The 24,681-nt window shown below is 45.5% G+C and carries 22 protein-coding genes; 4 read left to right on the top strand and 18 right to left on the bottom strand.

The window, feature by feature from the left end; translation table 11 throughout:
• Window positions 1-11: 11 nt before the first annotated feature.
• The 16 genes from ftsA to bioB form a co-directional block, all read right to left on the bottom strand.
• A complete protein-coding gene (gene ftsA / locus ICN38_RS02255; protein ID WP_216254515.1) occupies window positions 12-1,241 on the bottom strand; it encodes a cell division protein FtsA in 1,230 nt (409 codons plus the stop codon).
• Window positions 1,242-1,250: 9 nt separating this feature from the next.
• Entirely contained in the window at window positions 1,251-2,096 is an 846-nt protein-coding gene (locus tag ICN38_RS02250; RefSeq protein WP_216862685.1) for a cell division protein FtsQ/DivIB, read from the bottom strand.
• An 8-nt stretch (window positions 2,097-2,104) separates the two neighbouring features.
• A complete protein-coding gene (locus tag ICN38_RS02245) occupies window positions 2,105-3,109 on the bottom strand; it encodes a D-alanine--D-alanine ligase (protein ID WP_216254509.1) in 1,005 nt (334 codons plus the stop codon).
• Entirely contained in the window at window positions 3,102-4,538 is a 1,437-nt protein-coding gene (gene murC, locus ICN38_RS02240; RefSeq protein ID WP_216254506.1) for a UDP-N-acetylmuramate--L-alanine ligase, read from the bottom strand. Before murC ends, ICN38_RS02245 begins: the two co-directional genes overlap by 8 nt.
• Entirely contained in the window at window positions 4,535-5,608 is a 1,074-nt protein-coding gene (murG, locus tag ICN38_RS02235) for an undecaprenyldiphospho-muramoylpentapeptide beta-N-acetylglucosaminyltransferase (protein ID WP_216254504.1), read from the bottom strand. The genes murC and murG overlap by 4 nt, the downstream gene beginning before the upstream one ends.
• A complete protein-coding gene (ftsW, locus tag ICN38_RS02230; RefSeq protein WP_216862699.1) occupies window positions 5,605-6,840 on the bottom strand; it encodes a putative lipid II flippase FtsW in 1,236 nt (411 codons plus the stop codon). Before ftsW ends, murG begins: the two co-directional genes overlap by 4 nt.
• A 32-nt stretch (window positions 6,841-6,872) precedes the next feature.
• Window positions 6,873-8,495: a UDP-N-acetylmuramoyl-L-alanine--D-glutamate ligase gene (gene murD / locus ICN38_RS02225; RefSeq protein ID WP_216254498.1), complete on the bottom strand. Its 1,623-nt coding sequence runs from the start codon at window positions 8,493-8,495 to the stop codon at window positions 6,873-6,875.
• 13 nt (window positions 8,496-8,508) lie between these two features.
• On the bottom strand, window positions 8,509-9,678 hold the full coding sequence (mraY, locus tag ICN38_RS02220) for a phospho-N-acetylmuramoyl-pentapeptide-transferase (RefSeq protein ID WP_216254495.1): 1,170 nt from the start codon (window positions 9,676-9,678) through the stop codon (window positions 8,509-8,511).
• On the bottom strand, window positions 9,669-11,117 hold the full coding sequence (murF, locus tag ICN38_RS02215; RefSeq protein WP_216254492.1) for a UDP-N-acetylmuramoyl-tripeptide--D-alanyl-D-alanine ligase: 1,449 nt from the start codon (window positions 11,115-11,117) through the stop codon (window positions 9,669-9,671). Before murF ends, mraY begins: the two co-directional genes overlap by 10 nt.
• Window positions 11,117-12,634 (bottom strand): UDP-N-acetylmuramoyl-L-alanyl-D-glutamate--2,6-diaminopimelate ligase, encoded by a 1,518-nt coding sequence (locus ICN38_RS02210; RefSeq protein WP_255562672.1) that lies wholly within the window; start codon window positions 12,632-12,634, stop codon window positions 11,117-11,119. Before ICN38_RS02210 ends, murF begins: the two co-directional genes overlap by 1 nt.
• Before the next feature lie 29 nt (window positions 12,635-12,663).
• The gene (locus tag ICN38_RS02205) at window positions 12,664-14,433 is read right to left on the bottom strand and encodes a penicillin-binding protein 2 (RefSeq protein ID WP_216254486.1); all 1,770 of its coding nucleotides are present in this window, start codon (window positions 14,431-14,433) and stop codon (window positions 12,664-12,666) included.
• Entirely contained in the window at window positions 14,430-14,696 is a 267-nt protein-coding gene (gene ftsL / locus ICN38_RS02200; protein ID WP_216254483.1) for a cell division protein FtsL, read from the bottom strand. Before ftsL ends, ICN38_RS02205 begins: the two co-directional genes overlap by 4 nt.
• The gene (rsmH, locus tag ICN38_RS02195) at window positions 14,693-15,643 is read right to left on the bottom strand and encodes a 16S rRNA (cytosine(1402)-N(4))-methyltransferase RsmH (protein ID WP_216254480.1); all 951 of its coding nucleotides are present in this window, start codon (window positions 15,641-15,643) and stop codon (window positions 14,693-14,695) included. Before rsmH ends, ftsL begins: the two co-directional genes overlap by 4 nt.
• 12 nt (window positions 15,644-15,655) lie before the next feature.
• Window positions 15,656-16,084, bottom strand: coding sequence for a division/cell wall cluster transcriptional repressor MraZ (gene mraZ, locus ICN38_RS02190; protein ID WP_216254477.1), 429 nt, complete (start codon window positions 16,082-16,084; stop codon window positions 15,656-15,658).
• Window positions 16,085-16,382: 298 nt separating this feature from the next.
• Window positions 16,383-17,012 (bottom strand): 2-polyprenyl-3-methyl-6-methoxy-1,4-benzoquinone monooxygenase, encoded by a 630-nt coding sequence (coq7, locus tag ICN38_RS02185; protein WP_216862683.1) that lies wholly within the window; start codon window positions 17,010-17,012, stop codon window positions 16,383-16,385.
• Between the two features lie 11 nt (window positions 17,013-17,023).
• Entirely contained in the window at window positions 17,024-18,061 is a 1,038-nt protein-coding gene (bioB, locus tag ICN38_RS02180; RefSeq protein ID WP_216254473.1) for a biotin synthase BioB, read from the bottom strand.
• Between the two features lie 89 nt (window positions 18,062-18,150).
• Here bioB and bioA point away from each other — a divergent pair, with 89 nt between their 5' ends.
• The 4 genes from bioA to ICN38_RS02160 are packed head-to-tail and all read left to right on the top strand — an operon-like array spanning window position 18,151 to window position 22,697.
• A complete protein-coding gene (gene bioA, locus ICN38_RS02175) occupies window positions 18,151-19,497 on the top strand; it encodes an adenosylmethionine--8-amino-7-oxononanoate transaminase (RefSeq protein WP_216254471.1) in 1,347 nt (448 codons plus the stop codon).
• A gap of 23 nt (window positions 19,498-19,520) precedes the next feature.
• Window positions 19,521-20,726 (top strand): 8-amino-7-oxononanoate synthase, encoded by a 1,206-nt coding sequence (locus ICN38_RS02170; protein ID WP_255562671.1) that lies wholly within the window; start codon window positions 19,521-19,523, stop codon window positions 20,724-20,726.
• Window positions 20,723-21,442, top strand: a complete 720-nt coding sequence (gene bioD, locus ICN38_RS02165; protein WP_216254466.1) for a dethiobiotin synthase — start codon at window positions 20,723-20,725, stop codon at window positions 21,440-21,442. The genes ICN38_RS02170 and bioD overlap by 4 nt, the downstream gene beginning before the upstream one ends.
• Window positions 21,443-21,500: 58 nt before the next feature.
• A complete protein-coding gene (locus ICN38_RS02160) occupies window positions 21,501-22,697 on the top strand; it encodes a M20 aminoacylase family protein (RefSeq protein ID WP_216254461.1) in 1,197 nt (398 codons plus the stop codon).
• On the opposite strand, the gene ICN38_RS02155 is transcribed toward ICN38_RS02160, so the two are convergent.
• Together ICN38_RS02155 and ICN38_RS02150 are read right to left on the bottom strand one after the other, a co-directional pair.
• The gene (locus tag ICN38_RS02155) at window positions 22,694-23,470 is read right to left on the bottom strand and encodes an enoyl-CoA hydratase (protein WP_216254459.1); all 777 of its coding nucleotides are present in this window, start codon (window positions 23,468-23,470) and stop codon (window positions 22,694-22,696) included. The two genes, ICN38_RS02160 and ICN38_RS02155, sit on opposite strands and share 4 nt — an antisense overlap.
• 25 nt (window positions 23,471-23,495) lie before the next feature.
• Complete coding sequence (locus tag ICN38_RS02150) at window positions 23,496-24,677, bottom strand: murein transglycosylase A (protein WP_255562670.1); 1,182 nt, start codon at window positions 24,675-24,677, stop codon at window positions 23,496-23,498.
• Between the last annotated feature and the right edge of the window lie 4 nt (window positions 24,678-24,681).

Below are 24,681 nucleotides of genomic sequence, written 5' to 3'. Positions count from 1 at the left end.
ACGAAAAAAACTTAAAAATTTCCTGCAAACCATTCCTTCATGCGCGAGAGAACACCTTGTAACGCGCCTGACTGAGAAACACGACGACCACGCAATAACTGCGCTTGGCCTTCCATCAACAAACCTATGCTGGTGGCATATCTGGGGCTTCGTAACACTTCATGCAAATGGCCGCGGTATTCAGGCGTACCAATACGAGCAGGACGCAAGAACACTTGTTCAGCAAGTTCCACCATTCCAGGCATTAATGAGGTACCACCAGTAAGAACAATTCCTGAAGAGACCATATCCTCAAAGCCAGAGTCACGAACGACACCCCTCACTAAAGTAAATAACTCTTCAACACGCGGCTCAATCACTGCAGCCAGAGCTTGCTTAGTCATCGGGCGAGGCTCGCGATCGCCTACGCCAGGCACGTCAATCATCGCCGTAGGATCAGCCATCTCTTGACGGGCTATTCCATGCACAATCTTCAAGTCTTCAGCATCAATGGTCGGGGTACGCAATGCCATGGCAATGTCATTGGTTATTTGATCGCCCGCAATAGGAATTACTGCTGTATGACGAATAGATCCTTGGCAATAAATTGCGATATCCGTTGTACCGCCGCCAATATCAACCAAAACAACACCAAGTTCTTTTTCATCATCAGTTAATACTGCCAAACTGGAAGCTAAAGGCTGGAGAATTAAATCGTTCACCTCTAAACCACAACGTCGAACACACTTCACAATATTTTGCGCAGCGCTCACAGCGCCCGTAACAATGTGTACCTTGACTTCCAAGCGAAGACCGCTCATCCCAATTGGCTCACGAACATCCTCTTGACCATCGATGATGAATTCTTGAACCAAAATATGCAAAATCTGTTGATCCGTTGGAATATTGATTGCTTTGGCAGTTTCAAGCACGCGCTCTACATCACCTTGGCCAACCTCTTTGTCGCGAATCGCAACCATACCGCTAGAGTTAAAACTCACAATATGATTACCAGCAATACCAGTAAAGACTTGGACAATTTGGCGATCAGCCATTACCTCGGCTTCTTCCAGCGCCTTCTGAATAGACTGGACAGTTGCTTCAATATTGACAACTACACCTTTCTTCAAACCTTTTGATGCAGTTTGGCCAACACCCACAACATTAAATTGGCCGTCGGGAGCTAATTCAGCTACCAAGGCAACTACCTTGGAGGTGCCAATATCTAAACCTACCAATAGATCGCGATTATCTTTACTCATGCCGATTCCTCATTGCTTCTGCTCACTTTTTTTGCCATCTTCATCATTTTTTTTCACACTTGCAGATGCCAAATGCACTGCAAATCCATTGGCGTACCGCAAGTCCACTGCATCAACACGATTCGCCCATTTCTCTTGAACTTGTGGCCAATACTTAAATAAGCGCGCAACCCGTTCTTCAGTTAAGTTCTTATCCGAGCTTTCTTCATCACGCCCAAATTCCACTTTCATACCGTTCGACAACTTGACATGCCAGGCATAGCGATCAGTCAGCGCCAAGCTTTTGATTTCAACATCCCATGGTTTAAACCATGCCGTGGCTTTTTCATACAAACTCATCACTTCTTTGCCAGCATCGCTTGGGCCATAAAAATCGATTAGGCGTATTTCATCGCTAACCTCAGATACGCGCCCAGCAAAGAGTTCGCCATGGGTATTCATCAGAGTGTGACTATCTGTCCCGCCCCATGTTCCGAATGGCTTTTGCTCTTCAATGCTGACTACTAGACCGTTTGGCCAAACGCGGCGAACATTGGCATGGCGCACCCATGGCATGCTTTCAAAACCGCGCTTAATGTCTTCGAGGCGCACGCTGAAGAAATTTCCTTGTACGGTTTGAAGCACCTGCTGCTTTACGGTGGGTTTATTAATATGTTTGAGGGTTTGACCAGCAACGGGTTCGATTTGAATTTGCTTTAATTCAAAGATTGGGCGTTGACTTAGCCATACCAAGACACCAATAACTAGCATGATCGCAAAACAACGCATCAAGAAGCGGCTCAGCTTTTGCATCCGCTCCGGATGATTCCAAAGCGGTGCCATCAGCATAGAGAATATTTCGCCGAATCGATCCATGAAATTACTCACTTAGCGGCATCCTCTTTTGCGGGTAAGGTTTGACTTAATAACCAAAGCACCAAGTCGGCATAGTTCACTCCAGCAGCCTTTGCAGCCATTGGGACCAATGAATGCGATGTCATACCAGGAGAGGTATTCATTTCCAACAAATAAGATTTGCCTGTTTTTTGATCAAGCATGACATCTGCGCGACCCCATGTGCGACAACCGAGAGCTTTGTAAGCAGCCAAAGCAAGTTCTTGCACTTGCTCATTTACCTCAGGAGCAAGCCCTGTTGGACAGAGATACTGCGTCTCATCTGAGAAGTACTTATTGTGGAAGTCATAATTGGCTTGAGGTGGAATAATCTTAATCACCGGCAAAGCCTCTGCAGTATTACCTTGACCCACTAGCGGGCAAGTCAATTCATCGCCAATGATGCAGGTCTCTGCAATTACTTTTTTATCTAGCCCAGCAGCCAATTGATAAGCAGCTGGCAACTCATCTACCGACTTCACTTTAGTTAAACCAAGCGATGAGCCCTCATGCGCAGGCTTCACAATTAAAGGGAGGCCTAATTTTTTTACTACTGCATTCCAATCGCTTACAGCAGTAATCTCTTCAAACTCAGGAGTAGATAAACCATTACTCAACCAAATTTGTTTAGTAGCGATTTTGTCGATTGCCAATGCTGAGGCTAATACAGCGCTTCCTGTATAGGGCAGATTCAAGAGTTCTAATAGACCTTGTATAGTTCCATCTTCGCCATATCGGCCATGCAACGAAATAAATACTCGATCAAATTTTTCGCTAGCTAACTCAGTAGGACAACGTAAGCCGGTATCGAAAGGATGCGCGTCTACACCTTTAGCCAATAGCGCCTCGAAAACTCCATTGCCCGACATGAGTGAAATTTCACGCTCCCCTGAACGGCCGCCCAAGAGGACTCCAACCCGACCCAAGGATTTCAGATCTAATGCTGACAACTGCGCCTGGACGCGCTGTCCCCAATCCATCAACTGTTTAGACATATTTTGCCTCCACCAAGGTGTAAGGCAAACTCGAAATAGAACCTGCACCCATCGCAATCAATACATCTCCATCTTTTAATACTTGACTTAACTTTTCTGGCATTTCAGTCACGTTTGCTGCAAACATCACAGCACTAGCATCGAGTGATGCTTTGGACTGCTTGTCTTCTACTAGCGCAGCCTTCATCAAGCTTTTGCCATCTGCCCCAGGAATTTTTGCTTCACCAGCGGGATAGACTTCGGTTAATACCAAAGCATCGAAATTTCTAAGCACTTGCACAAACTCACCAAAACAATCCCGTGTTCTAGTAAACCGATGTGGCTGGAAAGCAAGAACCAAACGACGATTTGGATAAGCGCCACGTGCTGCAGCTAAGGTTGCTGCCATCTCAACAGGATGGTGACCATAGTCGTCGATTAAGGTAAAGCTACCGCCTGAACGCAAAGCAATATCACCATGACGCTGAAAGCGACGACCCACACCGCCAAATTGAAATAAGGCTTTTTGAATAGCCTCATCACTAACACCCAACTCAGTAGCAATACCAATCGCTGCTAAAGCATTTTGCACATTATGCAAACCTGGCAAATTGAGAGTGATCTTTAGAGGACCTGGTTTATTACCGTGTCTGCGCACCGTACGGCGCTCGGCTGTGAAATGCATTTGTGTTCCATCAGCACGAACATTGCTTGCGCGGATGTCCGCATCATCAGATAAACCGTAGCGTAAAACGGGCTGTGAAACAAACGGGATAATGTCGCGCACATTGGCATCATCAATACAAAGCACTGCTACGCCGTAGAACGGCATACGCTGAATAAATTGCACAAATGCCTGCTTTAATCTCGCCATGTCATGCTGATAGGTATCCATATGATCGGCGTCGATATTGGTTACCACTTCCATTGCCGGGAATAGCTGCAAGAAAGAAGCATCGGACTCATCCGCTTCCACCACAATGAAATCGCCTTGTCCTAAGCGTGCATTGGCACCAGCAGAATTTAACTTGCCGCCGATCACAAAGGTTGGATCCAACCCACCTTCAGCTAATACTGAAGCGACTAAACTGGTGGTAGTGGTCTTACCATGTGTACCAGCGATGGCAATACCCTGCTTAAGACGCATTAACTCACCCAGCATGACCGCCCGCTGAATCACTGGAATCTTGGCTGCGCGTGCAGCTAGTACTTCTGGATTATTGCCAGCAACTGCGGTTGAAATCACTACTGCTTCTGCCGTACCCACATTTTTAGGGTCGTGGCCAATATGGATCAGCGCGCCTAATTCACGAAGGCGATTCGTTGTTGTACTTTCAGCCAAATCTGAGCCAGATACTTGATAACCCAAATTCAATAAGACCTCAGCAATGCCGCTCATGCCTGCACCACCAATACCGACAAAATGGATTTGCTGAACGATATGCTTCATGTGCCTACCCCCGCGCAATTCGCGCATACCTCTGCTACTCGCTGAGTAGCGTGTGGTTTAGATAAAGCATGTGCTCGCACTGCCATCTCCTTTAAATCAGCACGGTTGAAGTTTTGAATCATCAACGCAAGATCTTGGGGATTGAGGTTTTGCTGCGGCAACAAAATGGCAGCATCTGCATCAGACAAAAATTTTGCATTTGCAGTTTGATGATCATCAATCGCATGCGGAAATGGAATCAAACAAGAAGCAACACCGCATGCAGCTAATTCAGATACTGTCATAGCACCAGAGCGGCAAATAACCAAGTCTGCCTGTGCGTAAGCTGCTGGCATATCGTCAATAAAAGGTCGAATATCAGCTACAACCCCTAACTGTGCATAGCGCTTTTCTAGATCCGCTAAATGCTTATCACCAGCCTGATGAATGACGATAGGCCTCTCTTGCTTCGCGATCAAAGCCAAGGCTGCAGGAATATGTTCATTTAAAGCTGCAGCCCCTAAGCTGCCGCCCACTACTAGAATAGATAAAGGACCTTGGCGCTGCTCATAACGCAAAGCGGGTGCCGGTACATGATCAAATTCTTCACGAATGGGATTGCCAACCCACTCTGCAGATTGCATAGTATTTGGAAACCCAGTTAAAACCCGCATCGCAATTTTGGCGAGAGCTCGATTTGCGCTACCAGGAACCGAATTCGATTCGTGCAATACCAAGGGGCGCTTTAATAACTTTGTTACTAAGCCACCAGGGAAGGTAATGTAACCCCCCATACCTAGGACTACACTAGGTTTAAGGCGACGCATAATTTTCCAACTCTGGAAGGAGGCGCGCATTAAATTCATTGGCAACATGAACTTTGCTTTGAGCCCTTTGCCACGCAAGCCGCCAAATTCAACTGCTTCAAATGGAAAATCGCAGGCTTTGACGAGGCGGTACTCCATGCCATTTTGGTTACCCAACCATGACACATTCCAACCGCAGATCCGCAAATATTCAGCGACAGCAAGGCCCGGGAAGATGTGTCCTCCAGTACCGCCAGCCATTACTAAAATAGAAGGTCTGGTCACAGTTTCCCTCCACGCATCAGTATTCGGTTCTCATAATCAATCCGTAGCAGCAATGCAATCGCTACCGCATTCATTAAGATTCCTGAGCCGCCGTAACTCACCAGAGGCAGCGTTAAACCTTTAGTGGGTAATAAACCTAAGTTCACACCCATATTGATAAAGGCTTGCCAACCTATCCAAATGGCCACACCCTTTGCTGCGAGTCCCGCAAAGCTTCGATCTAACTGAAGCGCAGTCCGACCAATCATGAAGGCACGACGCACAATCCAATAAAAAAGGAAAATCACGACTACAACACCAACAAACCCGAGTTCCTCGCCTATCACGGCCATAATGAAATCGGTATGCGCCTCTGGAAGATAGTGAAGTTTCTCAACGCTACCGCCAAGGCCTGTTCCAAACCATTCGCCTCGACCAAATGCCATCAGAGAATGGGTTAATTGGTATCCCTTATTCGCAGCGTTATCCACTTGCCATGGATCCATAAACGCTAGCATTCGACCGCGCCGGAAGGGAGATAAAGCAATCATCGTGGCAGCACTCATTAAGCCAACTGCAATCAAGCCGCCAAATAGTTTGGCATTAATGCCGCCTAAAAATAGAATCCCGAATGCAATTAAAGCTACCACCACAAAAGCGCCCATATCTGGCTCAGCCATTAAAAGGCCGCCCACCAAGGCAACTGCAACTCCCATTGGCAGCATTCCCTTCATAAAAGAGTGAAGATATTCTTGGCGCTGCACGGTATAACTAGCTGCAAAAATGATTGCTGCAAACTTCATCAACTCGGAAGGTTGGAAGTTCATGAGGCCCAATGGAATCCAGCGTCTAGCGCCATTCACACCCTTACCAATACCTGGAATTAACACGGCAATTAAAAGAAGCACTGTGAATCCAAAAATCACTGGCGAGTAGCGATCCCAAACTTTTGTTGGAATCTTAAATACCCAAATTCCTACGCCAACAGCTATCGCGAGAGAAATCATGTGGCGAATTAAGAAGAAATTGCTGCTGTAATTTGCATACTTTGGCCCATCAGCCAAAGTAATAGAGGCCGAATACACCATCACCAAGCCAATGAGAGCCAACGACAAGACTGCCCACACCAACAATTGGTCATAGTCCATCATGCGCGAACGTGTTTGCTCCACACCAGAGACGGCATCTCTTAAGCCGCTTCGGAAATTATCAATTCCACCGCGAGAAAAGTTCCAGAAGCGATTTAATCCCATCCGGTTTTCAGGAAAGATTTTTTCTCTTAAGCTCACGCTTGAACTCCTTCGAAACGCATGCCTAATTCTTCAACCTCAGAAGCGAATAATTGAGCACGCTCAACGTAGTCACGGAATTGGTCAAGACTTGCACAAGCTGGGGAAAGCAACACTGCATCCCCGGACTGTGCCTGGGCTGCAGCAGCTTGAACGGCTGCTGGTAAAGTGCCGCTGAGGGTGCATGGCACATCCTGGCTCAATACCTCAGAGATCTTTTCAGCATCTTTGCCGATCAGAAAAATTCCTTTTACAAATCGTAAGGCTGGTTCACGCAAAGGATTAAAGTTTTGACCTTTGCCATCGCCACCAGCAATCAACCAAATTCTTTTGCCAGACTCACTACTACCCAAACCATTTAAGGCCGCGACAGTTGCTCCAACATTAGTGCCTTTACTATCATCGATATATTCCACATCATTCACGACTGCAATACTTTGAACACGATGTGGCTCGCCATGGTAATCGCGCAATCCATGCAATAAAACATTCAATGGCAAATTTGCTGCTCTTGCTAGCGCTAGTGCAGCCAAAGCGTTCAGGGCATTGTGACGTCCCCGAATACGGAGTGCATCCGCAGGTATTAAACGTTTTAGTCGTAATGGCTCGTCTTCCTGCACGACTGCACCTTTACGACGACGCTTAGGCTTTGGCTCAAAATCTTCGTCTACCTCTGCCCATACTAACCAATCAATACCGCCAGCTCGTAAATCATGTTCAATGCCAAAGGCACCCTGATCATCAGGGCGATTAGCACCAAATGTCACAACTGAATGCTGAACCTTTTGATCCTCAGTTAATAAATTCATTACCAAGGGATCATCGCGATTCAAGATACAAATCGTGTCTTTACCGAATATATTGGCTTTTGCAGCTGCATAGCTCTGCATGTCTCCATGCCAATCTAAATGGTCTTGTGAGAGGTTAAGAACCGTGGCTGCCGCAGCATTTAAAGAATAGGTGTAGGCCAACTGGAAGCTAGATAGCTCCAATACCCAAATATCGGGCATATCCTCCAGCTGATCAGAAATATCCAAACAAGACATTAACTTTTCTAAGGCTGCTGGACTAATGTTTCCAGCAACGGCGACTTTCTTACCAGCACGCTCACACAATTGCCCGGTCAAGGCGGTAGTAGTTGTTTTGCCATTAGTGCCAGTAACTGCAAGCACTGTGGTTGCATAGGAGGACTGACTTGATTGAGACATACGACTTAATGCGTCAATAGCTCGCGCAAAAAATTCAATCTCACTCCACACATCTATTCTGGATTTTCTCGCTTTTACTATGAATGACTGAGTTGGCTCTTCCAAAGGAGATAAGCCCGGACTAATGCCAATCACATCAATGTCTACTAGTAAGTCATCATTTAATGGGCCAAATTGAATATCTTTTAAGCCCGCTACTCTTAACTCATCAACCCAGGCCAGTTGGCGTGCATTTAATTGAGAATGGTTACGAGTATCAGCCATGCGCACTTGCGCGCCATTACGCAAGCACCATTTCGCCATGGCTAGACCAGACTCTCCTAAACCCAAAATCAGAAAACGATGAGGTGCCTCATAGCCCGAGTCAGTTAGAGCGGCAGGATTGGCGAAAGTATTTTCTATATTCAGCATATTGATTATTGGCTCACCGTAATTTCAAGCTTGATAAGCCGATTAAGACTAAAAGGATAGTAATGATCCAGAAACGAACTACCACTTGCGTCTCTTTCCAGCCACCTAATTCAAAATGGTGATGCAAAGGTGCCATGCGGAAAATACGACGGCCTTCACCATAGCGTTTCTTGGTGAACTTAAACCAGAACACTTGCAACATCACTGAAAAAGTTTCAGCAACAAAAATACCGCCCATCACGAACAACACAATTTCTTGGCGCACGATGATTGCAATGGTTCCCAAGGCTCCCCCTAGAGCCAACGCTCCTACATCACCCATAAATACTTGCGCAGGGTGAGTGTTGTACCAAAGGAATGCCAAGCCAGCACCACCCATAGCACCACAAAAGATCATGAGTTCACCAGCCCCTGGGATATAGGGAAACAATAAATATTTGGCATAAATTGCATTACCCATTACATAGGCAAAAGCCCCTAATGCAGCACCCACCAAGATGACTGGCATGATGACTAAGCCATCAAGTCCATCCGTCAAATTCACTGCATTACTGCTACCCACGATAACCAGGTAACTCAAAATAATGAACCCCATCATGCCTAATGGATAGCTCACTTCTTTAATGAAAGGTAAGAGTAAGTTGGTTTTAGCAGGAAGATCTAATGCAAAACCACTCTTTAACCATTCATAAAAAAGTTGCAATACTTTGAGGTTATTTACTTCTGAAACTGAAAAAGCTAAATAGATTGCGGCAAACAAACCAATGAAGGTTTGCCAAAGAAATTTCTCTCTCGAGGCCATCCCCTTTGGATCTTTATTGGCAACCTTACGATAGTCATCAACCCAACCAATCAGTCCAAAGCCAAAAGTAACAATCATCACAATCCAGATAAAGCGATTGCTCAGGTCTGCCCACAACATACAAGAAACAAAAATTCCAATCAAAATAAGTACACCGCCCATCGTTGGTGTGCCTGTTTTCACTAAATGGCTTTGAGGTCCATCCGAACGGACTGCCTGGCCCATCTTCAATTCACTCAATTTACGAATAACCCATGGGCCAGCTGCTAGGCCAATCAATAAAGCGGTCAATGTTGCCATCACCGCTCTAAAAGTGATGTAGTTAAAGACCCGAAAAAATCTAAAATCATCCTGTAACCACTGCGCCAAGATTAAGAGCATGCTTTAGCCTCCTCTAATAAGGCTTGCACTACACGCTCCATACGCATAAAACGAGAACCTTTTACCAATATATTCAAATGTCTACTGCTATGTAATGCTTGATTCTGCAAATCATTTCTTAATGTAGAAATGAGCAAATCTATATCTGCAAAATGCTGAGAGCTAGAAGTGAGTGAAAGTGCTTTTTTGCTATCTTCAAAACCAGCAATAGCAAATTGACATTGCTCACCAAGTGCAAATAATCTATCTACACCTTGCGAAGCAGCGTATGCCCCTACTTCACGATGAAACTCAGGACCTTGATTACCCACTTCACCCATATCACCTAGAATTAACCAAGAGCTATTGCCTGCTAACTTCAAGGCATCAATGGCTGCCCTCACCGAATCAGGATTAGCGTTGTAGCTATCATCAATTAAGGTGTGATTGGAGTCCATGGGCTTGACTTGCATACGGCCATTCACTGGCGCGAAAGCCTCAAGACCTTGCTGAATTTTTTCAAGACTTACCCCTGCCGCAAGTGCTACAGCACTTGCTGCCAAAGCATTTCGCACGTTATGACTACCCAATGTCTTTAGCTGAATCTCGATAGTACCTTGCTCAGTTTGCACCTGTACACGACCATTATTCAAAAGGCGCCCCGTGACAGAAGCTCGATCACTTGCGGATCCTGATTGCAATACGAAGTCCATGATCTTGCGGCCAGCAGCAGCTTCGCGCCATACATTAGCAAATTCTGAGTCTGCAGGGAAAACTGCAATGCCATTTAATGGCAAAGCTTTAATCGCTGCTGAATGCTCTTCAGCGACAGCGGCAACAGTAGCCATGAATTCTTGATGTTCACGCTGTGCATTATTAATTAATGCAATATTGGCCTGGGCAATTGCAGCCAATATAGCTGTCTCACCGGGATGATTCATTCCCAATTCCACTACCGCAAGTTGATCGGTCGAGCGTAACTTTAATAATGTTAATGGCAAGCCAATGTCATTATTTAGATTACCTTTTGTAACCAGGGTGCAATCTTCGCCAACGGCTGCCCTAAAAATAGAGGCAATCATTTCTTTTACAGTGGTCTTGCCATTACTACCAGTTACCAAAGCTAAAGGAATGGGATGTTTTGTTCGCCAAGCGGCGGCTAAAGCTCCCAACCCAACTCTGGTATCGGGCACACAAATCGCAGCTAAATCCTTAGGGCACTTATCTTGATCACTAATGAGTGCAGCACCTGCACCCGCTTTCATCAGGCCTGACAAAAAGTCATGCGCATCAAAACGCTCCCCTGTTAGTGCAACAAATAATTCATCTTTTTCAATTTGGCGACTATCTGTGCCAACTCTTGAAATATTGATTTGCTGAGCAGCAAGTTCTGAGCTATTCACTAGCGTACTTCCAGGCAACATTGCCTGTAGCGAAGAGAGTGTTGTCATTACTGACATCAGACTACTCCCCCGGCTGCCAAGAGAATATGCTCGTGATCAGAAAAATCAAATTTTTTGCCATTAATTTCTTGCGAAGTTTCATGACCTTTGCCAGCTACCAAAACAATATCTTGCGGTTCTGCATGACGAACCGCAGCCATAATGGCAGCAGCGCGATCTGCAATCATTTGAATATTGTTAGCACGATCAGTAGTGCCCGACTTAATCATCTTCATGATTGCTTGCGGATCCTCTGAGCGAGGATTGTCACTGGTAATGATGATGTGATTAGCTAGCTTCTGGGCAACCGTACCCATTTGAGGGCGCTTACCAATATCACGATCACCTCCACAGCCAAAAACACACCAAATTTTTCCATGGCGCTGTTCTGCAATTGGACGAATCGCTTGCAGGGTTTTTTGCAAAGCATCTGGTGTATGTGCATAGTCAACAATGACTAATAAGCCATCAGCTTTAGGATTCTTACCCAATGGTATTAATTCCATCCGCCCCGGAACAGGACGAAGCTGTGTAATTTTTTTGCTTGCCTCATCAGGACTTAACCCCTGCGTAAGAAGAACTGCCCATACTGCTAAGGCATTACTTAAATTAAATTCCCCAACCACAGGGATATGGAGAGTATTGGAACTTACACCCTCGTGAATAAATTGCGCATCATAGGCAATACCATTGAGAACGTAATTATTTGCATACACACGTTCTAGTTGGTTACCAAATTTTTCAAAACCACTTAAAGACTCTTTGCCTAAAGCATATGCCCAGACTTTGACGGCACCCTTTGCCAAAAGCTTCATGGCTAATTCACGTCCAAAGGCATCATCAAAATTAATTACCGCGTGCTCAAGACCTGCCATCTGAAATAACTTGGCTTTCGCATCTGCATAAGCGGCCATAGTACCGTGGTAATCCAAATGATCTTGGGTGAGATTGGTAAACACTGCGCAATTAAAGTCAATGCCAGCAATGCGGCCTTGCTCAAGAGCGTGTGAGGAAGCCTCCATGACCAGCTGTTTAGCCCCCGCATCAAGTAACTCTTGTAATTGCGTTTGTAAACGCGGCGCATCGGGTGTGGTGTAGCCAGTCTGGACAAGACTTCCGACAAAACCAGATCCCAAAGTTCCCAATACCGCAGTCCGATGACCTGCGCTATCTAGCGCTCCTGCCAACCACTGAGTAATACTAGTCTTTCCATTGGTTCCAGTAACCCCAATGATTTGTAATTGCTTGCTAGGATAGCCGTACCATTGCGCGCAAAGTTCCCCAGCATTTGCAGCAAGATTCTCCACGGCAACACACTGAGGGTGACTCAAATATTGATCATCAGCACCTGCTGGGTCAAAGACCACAAGTGCCGCACCATTTGCTAAGGCCGCATCAATATATTGGCGGCCATCACGCAGGGCGTTGCCATGACCCACTGGGTATGCAAAAAAGATGTCGCCAGACCGAATCTGACGACTATCTGCGCACACCTTAGCAGATATATCCACTAGGCTTTGTATGTTTTCAATCAAGTGATTGGGCTCTATATTCAATGCCACCCTCATCTTTTCAGAACCACATGCTGGGTTTGTACATTTGCTGTGCGAATCTCTTCTGGCGTTTTATCTTGCAATACCATTTGCTTAACTTTGGAATCAGGCAGCACATTCAAAGTGTGAAGGGTTTCACTAACAATAGTAGAAAAGACTGGTGCTGCAACGTCACCGCCGTAATGGCTACCACCAGTTGGCTCATCAATCATCACTGCAACAACTATTCGAGGAGCACTTATTGGTGCTAAGCCAGCAAAATAAGCCCGGTATCTATTGCCGTATGCCTTACCTACCAATTTGTGTGCTGTACCTGTTTTTCCGCCAACGCGAAAGCCTTCAGCTTGCGCCTTAATTGCAGTTCCGCCTGGCTCGGTCACTGTCTCAAGCATGTTACGCATCTCAATAGCTGTCTTAGCAGAAATGACTGGTGTACCTGCTTTTAATTCTGGACTACGCTCAATCGTCAATGGCACTAACTCACCATCACGTGCAAAGATCGTATAGGCACGTGCTAGCTGAAATAGTGAAGCGGAAACACCATAACCAAATGCAATACGCGCTTGATCAGTCGGGACCCATTTTTTATAAGGATGCAATGTGCCAGAAACTGCGCCAGGGAAACCAATCTTTGGAACCTGGCCAAAACCGGCTGCTGTATAGAGTTCCCACATTTCTTGAGGACTGGTATTCATTGCCAACTTGGCTGTACCAATATTGCTAGACTTCTGAATAATTTGTGCAACAGTGAGGACTCCATAAGGATGGGTATCGGTAATGGGCTTAGGTCCTATTAAATATTTCGCTCCAATAACCATTTGCGTGTTTGGTTGCACTTGACCTTTTTCCAGGGCCAATGAAACCGTAAATGGCTTCATTGTTGAGCCTGGCTCAAAGGTATCTGTCAAGACACGATTACGTAATTGTTCGCCCGTTAAATATTTACGATCATTTGGGTTGTAGCTGGGGTAATTTGCTAACGCTAAGATTTCACCAGTCTGCGTATCAAGCACTACAGCACCACCAGCTTTTGCATGATGTTGCTCAACTGCATTCTTCACAGCGTTATAGGCAAGAAATTGAATCTTGCTATCTATCGATAAATTTAAGTCTTTACCGTTTTGTGGCAGCTGCAAAATCGCCATCTCCTCTACTACTCGGCCAAGACGATCTACTACTACCCTTCTTTGCCCTGGATGGCCGGCAAGCTCTTTCTCTCTGGAAAGCTCCATGCCCTCCTGACCCTTATCGTTTACGTTAGTAAAACCAACGACGTGAGCCATCGCCTCCCCTTCTGGGTAAAAGCGACGATATTCATTATTTAAACCAATGCCTGGAATTTCTAATAGTTTTATTTGTTGTGCAACTGCCGGATCGACCTGACGCTTTAAGAAAATTTGCTTACGCTCTTCTTTGAGTTTCTTACGCAACTCTGATTCACTAATCTGCAAGAGATTGGCCAAGCTTTTTACTTTCTCGGCAGATAGATCATCTGGCACCGTATCGTTATAGGCAATCACAGACTTTGCTTCCAAACTGGTAGCAATGACCTGACCATTACGATCCAAAATTTTTCCACGGCTAGCGGGTAGCTCTAATTCACGCTGAGTACCCCGTATGCCTTTAGCTTCATAAAATGCATTTCCTGGACCCTGAATCCAAAAGGCGCGGATCAGTAGCAACATAAAGACAAAGAATAAGAGGAATAGCATTAAGCGCGACCGCCACATTGGCAGACGCAAAACTAAATTAGGGGATGTCGAAAATCCTACGGGTCTCATTTGACCTCTCTCAAGTACAAAGTACGTTCAGGAGAAATCGGTGACATACGTAGTTGATTGCGTGCTACATCACGAATCCGTGCAGACTTAGAAAGGTTGCGCTGCTCATATTCCAAACGTAGCCATTCTTGATTTAACTTTCGCTCTTCAATTTGGGCCTGCTCCTGAGCAAGGAATAATTTACGTGCCCGTTGCTGAGCAGCTACTAGTGAGAGCGCGCAAATTAATAACAAGGCAAGTAAAGTTAGCGTGGCGCGATTCATGCATCCACCTCCATGCGCTTTTCTGCTATGCGCATGATTGCTGAGCGAGCACGAGGATTTTCCATGACCTCTGCATCACTGGGTTTAACGCGCCCGATGATTTCTAAGGCGCTTTGTGGCAAATCTTTTTCACGCACCGGTAAGCCTCGAGGCACATCTACCTTGGAATGGGCTTGTAAAAATTGCTTCACGATACGGTCTTCTAGGGAGTGAAAACTAATTACCGCTAATCTAGCACCTGGTTTTAACAATCGTAGAGCAGCTTTCAAACCTAGCTCCAAATCTTCTAACTCGCGATTGATAAAAATTCGTAATGCTTGAAAAGTTCTAGTAGCTGGATCTTGTCCAGCTTCACGTGTTCGCACTACGCTGGCCACTAGACTAGCAAGTTGAGTCGTAGTTTGTGGTGACAAACCTTCTTCACGCTTGACCACAATAGCCTTCGCAATTTGAAATGCAAAACGCTCTTCTCCGTAAGTCTTAATCACGTAGGTGATTTCCTCTGGCGATGCTTGCTCTAACCACTGTGCAGCCGTTAAGCCATGATCCGTGTTCATACGCATATCGAGCGGACCTTCGCGACGAAATGAAAAACCGCGATGTGCCACGTCTACCTGAGGCGAACTGATTCCTAGATCCAATAAAATTCCATCGACTGTCGCTGGCTCTGCGTACTGATCCATTTGCGCAAAACTGTCGTGCACGATTTTCAGACGTGGATCGTTGATCTGCTGAGCTACTGCAATCGCATCCAAATCCTTGTCGAAGGAAATCATCTGCGCTGATGCTGGCAATTGCTTTAGTAAGGCTTGAGTATGACCACCGCGTCCAAATGTTCCATCGATTAGCAAAATATTTTTTGCCGTATCTGGTTTTTGAAGGAGTGGCCCGCTGATTAGCGCCGTCACCGCCTCGGCCAGTAACACTGGGCGATGAGTTATGTTCATGGCACCCTGTCATCAAAAATTAAATTGCTTTAGTGCTTCAGGCATGCCTTGTGCAATCGCAGCCTGTTCTTTTGCAGCGTATGTTGCCGCATCCCACAGTTCCAAATGACTACCCATGCCCAGCAGAATGACTTCTTTTTCGATACCTGCAGCTGTACGTAATTCAGGGCTCACCAAAATACGACCAGCAGTATCCAAATCAAGCTCAGCAGCATTACCAAGAAAAATTCTGCGCCACCAATGCGCATCCATTGGTAATTGGGCAACTCTAGATCTGAAAGTCTCCCATTCAGGTCTTGGAAAGAGCAGCAAACAACCATCGGGGTGTTTTGTCAGCGTGATACGGCCCTCACCTTGAACTAACAAGGCGTCACGATGCTTGGCTGGAACAGACATCCGGCCTTTTGCATCTAAATTGAGAGCTGACGCACCTTGAAACACCAATTACCCCACTTTTTCACACTTCCTCCCACTTTAGAGGATCGTTAATGGGGGGTCAAGTGTTTTTGGGCATTTTTTAGGAAATTCTCTAGCGTTTACAAACACTTAGCGCCATGTGTTCACAAAATGATGATATTAAAAAAGTCACTTAAAACAAGGGCTTGGAAAATATACTTAAGAATAGATCTTAGCTATAGAGCTAGATAATGTATAAATATACTGTGTTTAAAAACAGTTCTGTTAATAAAAATATATCTAAATAAATAGTAAATTGATTTTTGATTAGCTATTTTGGCGTTTAAATTTTGTATGCTGTTTTAGTCATCACTTTGGACATTAATTGCATCATTTTTTGAACTGGCTTTGGTAGCGCTACTCCGCCTGCTAGTAATGCCGCTTGTCCATGCTCCATTTCATCAATTCGCATTTGTTCAACAATTGCGCGTGAGCGTTGATCTTCTTGAGGTAATTTTTCAAGATGACTCTCAAGATGATTTTCAACTTGCTTTTCGGTCTCGGCAACAAAACCTAAACTCCACTTATCGCCCGCTAAGCCAGCTGCCAAGCCGATCGCAAAGGAACCAGCATACCAAAAAGGATTGAGATAGCTTGTGTGGGAACCAAGTTCCTGAAGGCGCGTTTCACACCATGCAAGATGATCCATTTCTTCTTGCCCTGAGTGACTTAACATCTCCTGAATTTGCGGATTTCGGGCCACTAATTTTTGGGATTGATAGAGCGCCTGTGCACAAACTTCGCCCACATGATTCACGCGCATTAAACCAGCAGCATGCTTACGCTCTTGGGTATCCAAAACTGAATTTGAATTGATCTCAGAACCGGGGATGGTGCGTTGAGCATGAGCGCCACCAAGCACTGAACGTAATGCTGTATCAAACTCAATAACTAGGCGATCTATTGGGGACATAGACATAAAAATTAGACCAAAACCTCGGCCTTACAACTTTGTTTGGTTTTTAAACCAAGTTCAGCCAAGAGCGCGCGGTCTTGTTCCGCCTCAGGATTACCGGTAGTGAGTAGTTGCTCACCATAAAAAATTGAGTTGGCGCCCGCCAAAAAGCACATTGCCTGAACTGCGCGTCCTAATTCCTGACGCCCGGCAGATAAACGCACTCGCGCTTTAGGCATAGTAATCCGCGCAACTGCAATAGTTCTTACAAACTCTAGTGGATCCAAAGGTTTTTGATCGGCCAAAGGTGTGCCGGCAACCGGTACTAAGTGGTTAATAGGAACGGACTCCGGATAAGGGCTCAAATTAGCCAAACGGGCTAAAAAGGCAGCGCGTTGTTCACGAGATTCGCCCATACCTACAATACCGCCGCAGCAAACAGACATACCTGCAGCACGAACATTGGAGATTGTGTCCAAACGCTCCTGATAGCCACGAGTAGAAATTACAGAGCGATAAAAGTCTTCGCTGGTATCTAGGTTGTGGTTATAAAAATCTAAACCAGCTTCTTGCAATGCCACAGCCTGCTCAGCCTCTAACATCCCCAAGGTGGCGCATGTCTCCAGCCCCAGGGCTTTTACACCTTTGATCATGGCAGCAACCTTCTCAATGTCACGATCCTTGGGCTCGCGCCAAGCAGCCCCCATACAAAAGCGGTTTGAACCAGCGGCCTTAGCAGCTTTAGCGGCCTCAAGCACCTCCTCTAAGCCCATCAATTTTTGCGCTTTGACATCTGTGTCATAACGGGCCGCTTGTGGGCAATAGCCACAATCCTCTGGACACCCGCCAGTCTTGATGGATAACAAAGTAGCCAGCTCCACATCGCCCTCAGGAAAATAAGCCTTATGGGTCTCCTGGGCTTTGAGCATCAATTCATTAAAAGGGAGATTGAATAGGGCTTCTATTTGTGCAACTGACCATGCTCCAGATGCATCCACCTCTTTACGTACATTCGCTTGAGACTTCACTAGAGTGAGGGGTTTTTCTAAGGCTTGGGTATCCAGCATGGGTAAATTCCAGAAAATAGGTCAATTCAAGCCATAAACATAACAGATACAGGCCTAATTTAGTAAAAACTAGTGGTCAAATACCAAACATGAAGCTTATTTCCGATCTAAATCAATCATCGCTCGTTGATCGCAGTTTGGCTGCTGTTTGGCACCCTTGCACCCAGATGAAGCAGCACGAATCTTTTCCATTGGTTGCCATTGCTAGCGGAAAAGGGCCTTGGCTTTATGACGAAAATGGTAATGCCCTACTTGATTGCATTAGTTCATGGTGGACAAACTTATTTGGCCATGCCAATCCTCGCATCAATCTAGCCATCACTAAGCAACTAGAAAAAATTGAACACGTGATGCTCGCTGGATTCACCCACCAGCCAGTAGTTGAACTTTCGGAAAAATTATCAGCGCTGACACATGGCAATTTAGGTCACGTTTTTTATGCTTCAGACGGCGCCTCTGCAGTAGAGATTGCGCTCAAGATGAGTCATCACTATTGGATGCTCAATCAAAAGCCTCAAAAGAAAAAATTCGTTTGCCTTCAAAATGGCTACCACGGTGAAACACTTGGTGCATTGGCCGTTACCGATGTTGCTATTTTTCGTGAGGCCTATGGCTCTCTCTTACAAGATGTCTTTACTGTTTCATCTCCAGATGCTCGCAAAGCCAAATCGGGAGAGTCTGCAGAAGATATTGCTAAACAAGCCGCAGCAGAGTTAGAAATTCTTTTTACAAAAGAACATGAAAATATTGCTGCCATCATTGTTGAGCCTCTGGTGCAATGTGCAGGACAGATGGCAATGTATTCACCAGAATATCTTCGCTTAGTACGGGCGCTCTGTAATCGCTTCAGTATTCACTTAATTGCAGATGAGATCGCAGTAGGTTGCGGACGTACCGGCACATTTTTCGCTTGCGAGCAGGCTCAGATTTGGCCTGACTTCCTGACGCTTTCCAAAGGAATTAGTGGTGGGTATCTGCCGCTTTCCCTATGCCTTACAACGGAAAAAATCTATCAGGCATTTTATAGCGAAGAAACAAAACAGGGATTTTTACACTCCCACTCTTATACCGGCAACCCACTAGCGTGTGCCGCTGCGCTTGCCTGTCTTGAGATATTTGAAACTGAAAAAGTATTAGAAAAAAATCAAGTGCGATCTGCTGATTTAGCAAATGCTTTTGCGTGGGCTAAAGGGGATGAGCGCATTGAACATTGGCGCCAGCAAGGCATGATTTTGGCTTTTGATATAAAAGCAAGTTTCCTAAAATATCCTAAAACTTTTGCGCGCCATATGTTTTCTGCATGCATTGATCAAGGTTTATTAATTAGACCGATCGGTAATACCATCTACGTTATGCCGCCTTATATCCTCAGCACAGATGAAGTAATGCAAATGGGTAAAAATGTTGCCATAGCACTCGAACAAGTTTTGTCATGACGCATTCGTTTAATGCTTTGAGCATGGCAGAAAAACAAATTGCAGATTTAGACATGCAATTACTGAGGCGTAAGTTACGTATCACTGACACAGCTTGCGATATCAAGACAACAGTCAACGGACGAGAATTAACTGCTTTTTGCAGTAATGACTATCTGGGCTTTGCCAATCACCCGGGTCTAATCAGCGCACTGTCTGAGGGTGCACATCTATATGGCGCAGGAAGTGGCGCCTCCCACTTAATCAGTGGTCATAACATTGCCCATGAGTCATTAGAAAAAAAGTTGGCAGCGTTTCAGAGTCACCATATCCCTAAAGCACGCGCATTATTTTTTAGTACAGGCTATCTAGCCAATCTCACAGCAATTACTGGTCTTGTAAGACTGGGGCAAGCAGGAGAGGCAAGTATTTATTCTGCCAAACTAAATCATGCATCCCTCATCGACGGGGTTCGCTTAGCGAGCGCTCAAAACAAAGCTTCCATTACGCTGTTTGATCACCAGCAACTAGATTCTTTAAGGGCAGATCTTCAAAAAGACTCAAGGCCTTTAAAGATCATTGTGACTGATGGTGTTTTTAGCATGGATGGTGATATTGCACCAGTACCAGCATTATTAAAAATTGCTGAAGAATTTGATGCGCTGTTATTGATTGATGATGCTCATGGCTTTGGTGTTTTAGGAGAACAAGGCCATGGTATTTTGGAACAAGAAAAGCTGAACTCTGATCGGATTGTTTACATTGGTACTCTTGGCAAAGCAGCAGGCATCAGCGGCGCCTTTATTTGTGCACAAGAATTTTTTATTGAGTGGCTTATTCAAAAAGGTCGGCCTTATATCTACAGCACAGCTACACCTCCAGCGATTGCCCACGCACTTCTCAAAAGTCTTGAGATGATCGAAGGCGAAGAGGGTAGACGGCGCCGTGCACAGCTAGCCCAACTCATTGATATTTGGCATGAAGAAATGATTTTTTCTCAATGGCAAAAAACATCTTCTTGCACACCAATTCAGCCCGTTATTTTGGGTAGTAATGCCAATGCTCTATTCGCATCAAGCTTGCTGGATAAGGCTGGATACTGGATTCCGGCAATTCGTCCGCCTACAGTACCAGCAGGAAGTGCACGCTTACGCATTACCTTCTCAGCCACCCATAGCGCTGATGATTTGCGTCAACTGATTCGTACCCTAAAGACGATTGAGCAAGAAGCAATGACAAGCGCATCATGAGTTTAGTTAAAGGATATTTTGTTACTGGTACAGATACTGAAGTTGGTAAAACTTTAGTATCTGGCGCTCTGATTTTGAAGCTGCGTGCAGCAGGAATGAGAGCCTTAGGCTTTAAACCTGTAGCAGCTGGATGCTACCAAGATGTCCAAGGCAGGTGTCTTAATGAAGATGTCGAAACCTTACGCATTGCTTCAAATCTAGAGCATGACAAATTAGATCTTTGTCCTTATCTACTAAATATGGCCGCAGCTCCCCATCTTGCAGCTGAAAAACAGCAGCTGCACTTAAGTCTTGAAACCATTACCAAATCTTATCAAGAGGTTTGCAAGCATGGCGACGTTGTTATTGTTGAAGGTGCTGGTGGCTTTTTAGTTCCACTCAATGCGCAAGAAGGTCTTGATGATTTGGCGCAAAACTTGGATCTACCAATCATCATCGTTGTAGGTATGAGATTAGGTTGTATTAATCATGCCCTTCTTACTTATGAGGCCATTAAATCGCGCCACATAAAGATCGCTGGCTGGATTGCCAATAGCTTATCAACAGAAATGCCCCTACTTCAAGAAAATATTCAAACGCTCAAATCCAAAATACCCATTCCTTTTTTGGGGTGTATTCCTACTCTGCCAGAATCGCTCCAAAAACCAGTGAATGCACCATATTCTATCGAAGCGCTCTCATTTGCTGCGCAGCACCTTAGACTGCCTACGCCTTAAACGCCTATTAGATAACCTTCAAGGCGCCTCTCAATCCATTTTCGGATAAGATAAAGGCATGCATTTACTTCCAGAAATCATCGATTCATCAGAAGCGATTCAAGACATCCGACGCAATATACACGCTCATCCCGAGTTGCGTTTTGAAGAAAACCGTACTTCTGACCTGGTTGCTGAAGCACTCTCTAGTTGGGGTATTTCAGTTTTCCGCGGCATGGCCAAGACGGGGGTAGTTGGGCGCTTGGATGGCGATCTTGGTCCAGGAAAAATGATTGGTCTGAGGGCTGACATGGATGCTTTGCCACTTCAAGAGCACAACACTTTTGAACACACTTCTCGCAACCCAGGAAAGATGCATGCCTGTGGCCATGATGGACACACAGCAATGTTGTTGGGAGCCGCTCAATATTTATCCAACCATCGGGATTTCAAAGGTACAGTCATTTTTATTTTCCAGCCAGCTGAAGAAGGTGGCGCTGGTGCAAAAGAAATGATTAAAGATGGTCTCTTTAAAGAATTTCCATGTGATGCCGTTTTTGGTTTACATAATTGGCCTGGTTTAGCCGAAGGTAGCTTTGGCGTTACCGCTGGACCGATGATGGCTTCCAGTAATGCTTTTGAAATTACGATTAAAGGTAGAGGTGGTCATGCTGCCTTACCGCATAACAGTGCAGATCCCGTACTTACTGGAGTGCAAGTAGTCCAGGCACTGCAAAGCATCATTACGCGCAATAAGCGCCCGATCGATGCAGCGGTATTGTCCATTACGCAATTTCATGCAGGCGAAACAAGTAACGTCATTCCAGATAGCGCTTTTATTGGCGGTACGGTTCGCACTTTTACATTAGAAGTCTTAGATCTGATTGAGCAACGCCTTCGAGAAATATCACACAGCGTAGCTGGCGCATTCGATTGTCAAGCTGAGATTGAGTTCAGAAGAAGTTATCCGCCATTAATCAATCATGATAAAGAAGTTGCTTTTGCTGCTGAAGTGATGGGTGAAATTGTTGGTCCCCAAAACGTCAACAGTTCGATTGATCCAACCATGGGTGCAGAAGATTTTGCATTCTTCTTGTTAGAGAAGCCTGGTTGCTATGTATTCTTAGGCAATGGTGATGGTGATCATCGCTCGGTAGGCCATGGTATGGGGCCATGCCACCTCCATAACCCCTCTTATGACTTTAACGATGCGCTTATTCCCGTAGGCGTCAGCTACTGGGTCAAGCTAGCACAACGCTACCTAGAGCAAAATTAAGAGTTCGTAAATTTGGCTGGGCGTTTTTCCATAAACGCCGCCATACCTTCTTTTTGATCGTTAGTTGCAAAGCAAGCATGAAACAAACGACGCTCAAAATGTATACCTTCTGAGAGCGTTGTTTCGTAAGCTGTGTTGATCGCTTCTTTCACCATCATCGCTGTGAGTAAAGGCATGTCAGCAATTCCCTTGGCGATCGCTTTTACTTCTTTTAATAAATCCGCTTGCGGGAAAATACGTGCCACTAAACCAGCGCGCTCTGCCTCTGCTGCATCCATCATGCGACCAGTCAAAGCAAGGTCCATGGCTTTTGCTTTCGATACTGCGCGTGGTAAACGTTGCGTTCCGCCTGCGCCCGGAATAATTCCTAACTTTACTTCTGGTTGTGCAAACTTGGCATTATCAGCAGCCATAATCGTGTCGCACATCATGGCCAATTCACAACCACCGCCAAGGGCATAGCCAGAGACGGCTGCAATGACTGGCTTGCGTACCTTCTTCATCTCTTCCCAGTTACGAGAAATGAAATCGTCGCGGTAGACATCTTTAAATCCATACTTCGCCATCGAAGCGATATCTGCACCGGCAGCAAATGCTTTTTCGCTTCCAGTAATGATGATGCAGCCGATATTGTCATCAGCATCAAAACCCAATAGGGCGGCACCCAATTCATTCATCAGCTCATCGTTTAGCGCATTGAGTACCTCAGGACGATTTAGGGTAATGGTGGCAACCTTGCCATCCAGATCAGTCAAAATAGTTTTGTAGCTCATAGCTCTCTTTCTAAGGTGTATTCAATTAGCGAGGTAACAATACCCACATCTTGCCATTTTGTTTCATGCGCCCTGCCATTTCTCCAGCAGCGTCCCCTGAACCCCAATAGTAGTCTGCTCTTACGCCTCCCACAATCGCTTTCCCAGTGTCTTGGGCCATCACTAATTTTTGTAAGGCTTGGTCACTGAGCGGTTTGGTAGTTGCCAAAAATACGGGTGCTCCTAGAGGCATCGCCTGTAAATCGATTGCAATACTACGCTCGGTAGTTAAGGGCACATTTAAGGCGCCCGTAGGGCCTAGATCAGCACTCACATTTCCAGGAAGTTCTTTAAAAAATATAAAGCGCGGATTCGCATTGAGCATTTCATTCACACGATCGGGATTACGTTTCGCCCATTGTGAAATACCTTGCATGGTTGCTTCGCTTCGAGTAATTTCTTTTCTATCGAGCAGCCATTGTGCAAACGATTTAAATGGCTGCTCATTGGTGCCCGCATAACCTAGGCGTAATACCCGTCCATCTGGTAAACGTATTTTTCCTGATCCTTGTATTTGCATAAAGGCTGCTGCAACTGGATCTTGCACCCAAGCAATCTCAGTTCCCTTCAATACTCCTGAGGCCATCAAGTCAGCACGACTCGGGCCTGGATTAGGTCTTGTCTGCCGCCATGCGTTCGGGTAGGCATATAAGGGTACGCTATAAACGCTGGTGCGAGTTTGTGAACCGTTCATGACGGGTTCGTAATACCCGGTTACTAGACCTGTTTCACTGCCTGCACTATTACGAATTTCATAAGCCTGAAAGTGATCTTCAAAATATTGACGAATAGCCTGAGAGTCCCTTGTAGAAACACCCGCAACTTGTGAGCAAACCTGGCGCCAATTCATTTCGCTATTGCGCTTGCGTAATGCTTCGCAACTTCTTAACCATGCAGGCCAAGCCTGTGATAAATCATCATCCCGCCATCCGGGGAGCGCACTCCAGGAAACGGCGCTAAAACTAGCTATGGGAGAACTGTAATTACTTGGGACCGCACCTGAGCTAGAACGGCTACCGGTGCCACGAGTAGGAGGAGTTGAACAACCCGCTATCAAACTTCCAGTGAGGATAGCGAATACACTGGTTGCTAAAGTTTGTTTTATTACCAGCGGTATAAATTTAAATATTGAAAACATGATTGCCAATTTACTCGATGAATACCCCATGCTG

Origin of the sequence: Polynucleobacter sp. AP-Melu-500A-A1 (assembly GCF_018882125.1) — a bacterium.
Taxonomy (GTDB): Bacteria; Pseudomonadota; Gammaproteobacteria; order Burkholderiales; family Burkholderiaceae; genus Polynucleobacter.
Note: the sequence above shows the minus strand (reverse complement) of the source record. Positions and strands in the feature narration are given on the sequence as shown.

Bases quoted from the DNA above. Each gene is read 5' to 3' on its own strand.
- ICN38_RS02160 (WP_216254461.1), top strand. From the start codon at position 21,501: ATGCATTTACTTCCAGAAATCATCGATTCATCAGAAGCGATTCAAGAC.
- ICN38_RS02250 (WP_216862685.1), bottom strand. From the start codon at position 2,096: ATGGATCGATTCGGCGAAATATTCTCTATGCTGATGGCACCGCTTTGG.
- bioD (WP_216254466.1), top strand. From the start codon at position 20,723: ATGAGTTTAGTTAAAGGATATTTTGTTACTGGTACAGATACTGAAGTT.
- ICN38_RS02205 (WP_216254486.1), bottom strand. From the start codon at position 14,433: ATGAGACCCGTAGGATTTTCGACATCCCCTAATTTAGTTTTGCGTCTG.
- ftsA (WP_216254515.1), bottom strand. From the start codon at position 1,241: ATGAGTAAAGATAATCGCGATCTATTGGTAGGTTTAGATATTGGCACC.
- ICN38_RS02245 (WP_216254509.1), bottom strand. From the start codon at position 3,109: ATGTCTAAACAGTTGATGGATTGGGGACAGCGCGTCCAGGCGCAGTTG.
- mraY (WP_216254495.1), bottom strand. From the start codon at position 9,678: ATGCTCTTAATCTTGGCGCAGTGGTTACAGGATGATTTTAGATTTTTT.
- rsmH (WP_216254480.1), bottom strand. From the start codon at position 15,643: ATGAACATAACTCATCGCCCAGTGTTACTGGCCGAGGCGGTGACGGCG.
- ftsW (WP_216862699.1), bottom strand. From the start codon at position 6,840: ATGGGATTAAATCGCTTCTGGAACTTTTCTCGCGGTGGAATTGATAAT.
- ICN38_RS02170 (WP_255562671.1), top strand. From the start codon at position 19,521: ATGGCAGAAAAACAAATTGCAGATTTAGACATGCAATTACTGAGGCGT.
- coq7 (WP_216862683.1), bottom strand. From the start codon at position 17,012: ATGTCCCCAATAGATCGCCTAGTTATTGAGTTTGATACAGCATTACGT.
- murC (WP_216254506.1), bottom strand. From the start codon at position 4,538: ATGAAGCATATCGTTCAGCAAATCCATTTTGTCGGTATTGGTGGTGCA.
- ftsL (WP_216254483.1), bottom strand. From the start codon at position 14,696: ATGAATCGCGCCACGCTAACTTTACTTGCCTTGTTATTAATTTGCGCG.
- bioB (WP_216254473.1), bottom strand. From the start codon at position 18,061: ATGCTGGATACCCAAGCCTTAGAAAAACCCCTCACTCTAGTGAAGTCT.
- murF (WP_216254492.1), bottom strand. From the start codon at position 11,117: ATGTCAGTAATGACAACACTCTCTTCGCTACAGGCAATGTTGCCTGGA.
- ICN38_RS02155 (WP_216254459.1), bottom strand. From the start codon at position 23,470: ATGAGCTACAAAACTATTTTGACTGATCTGGATGGCAAGGTTGCCACC.
- bioA (WP_216254471.1), top strand. From the start codon at position 18,151: ATGAAGCTTATTTCCGATCTAAATCAATCATCGCTCGTTGATCGCAGT.
- murD (WP_216254498.1), bottom strand. From the start codon at position 8,495: ATGCTGAATATAGAAAATACTTTCGCCAATCCTGCCGCTCTAACTGAC.
- ICN38_RS02150 (WP_255562670.1), bottom strand. From the start codon at position 24,677: ATGGGGTATTCATCGAGTAAATTGGCAATCATGTTTTCAATATTTAAA.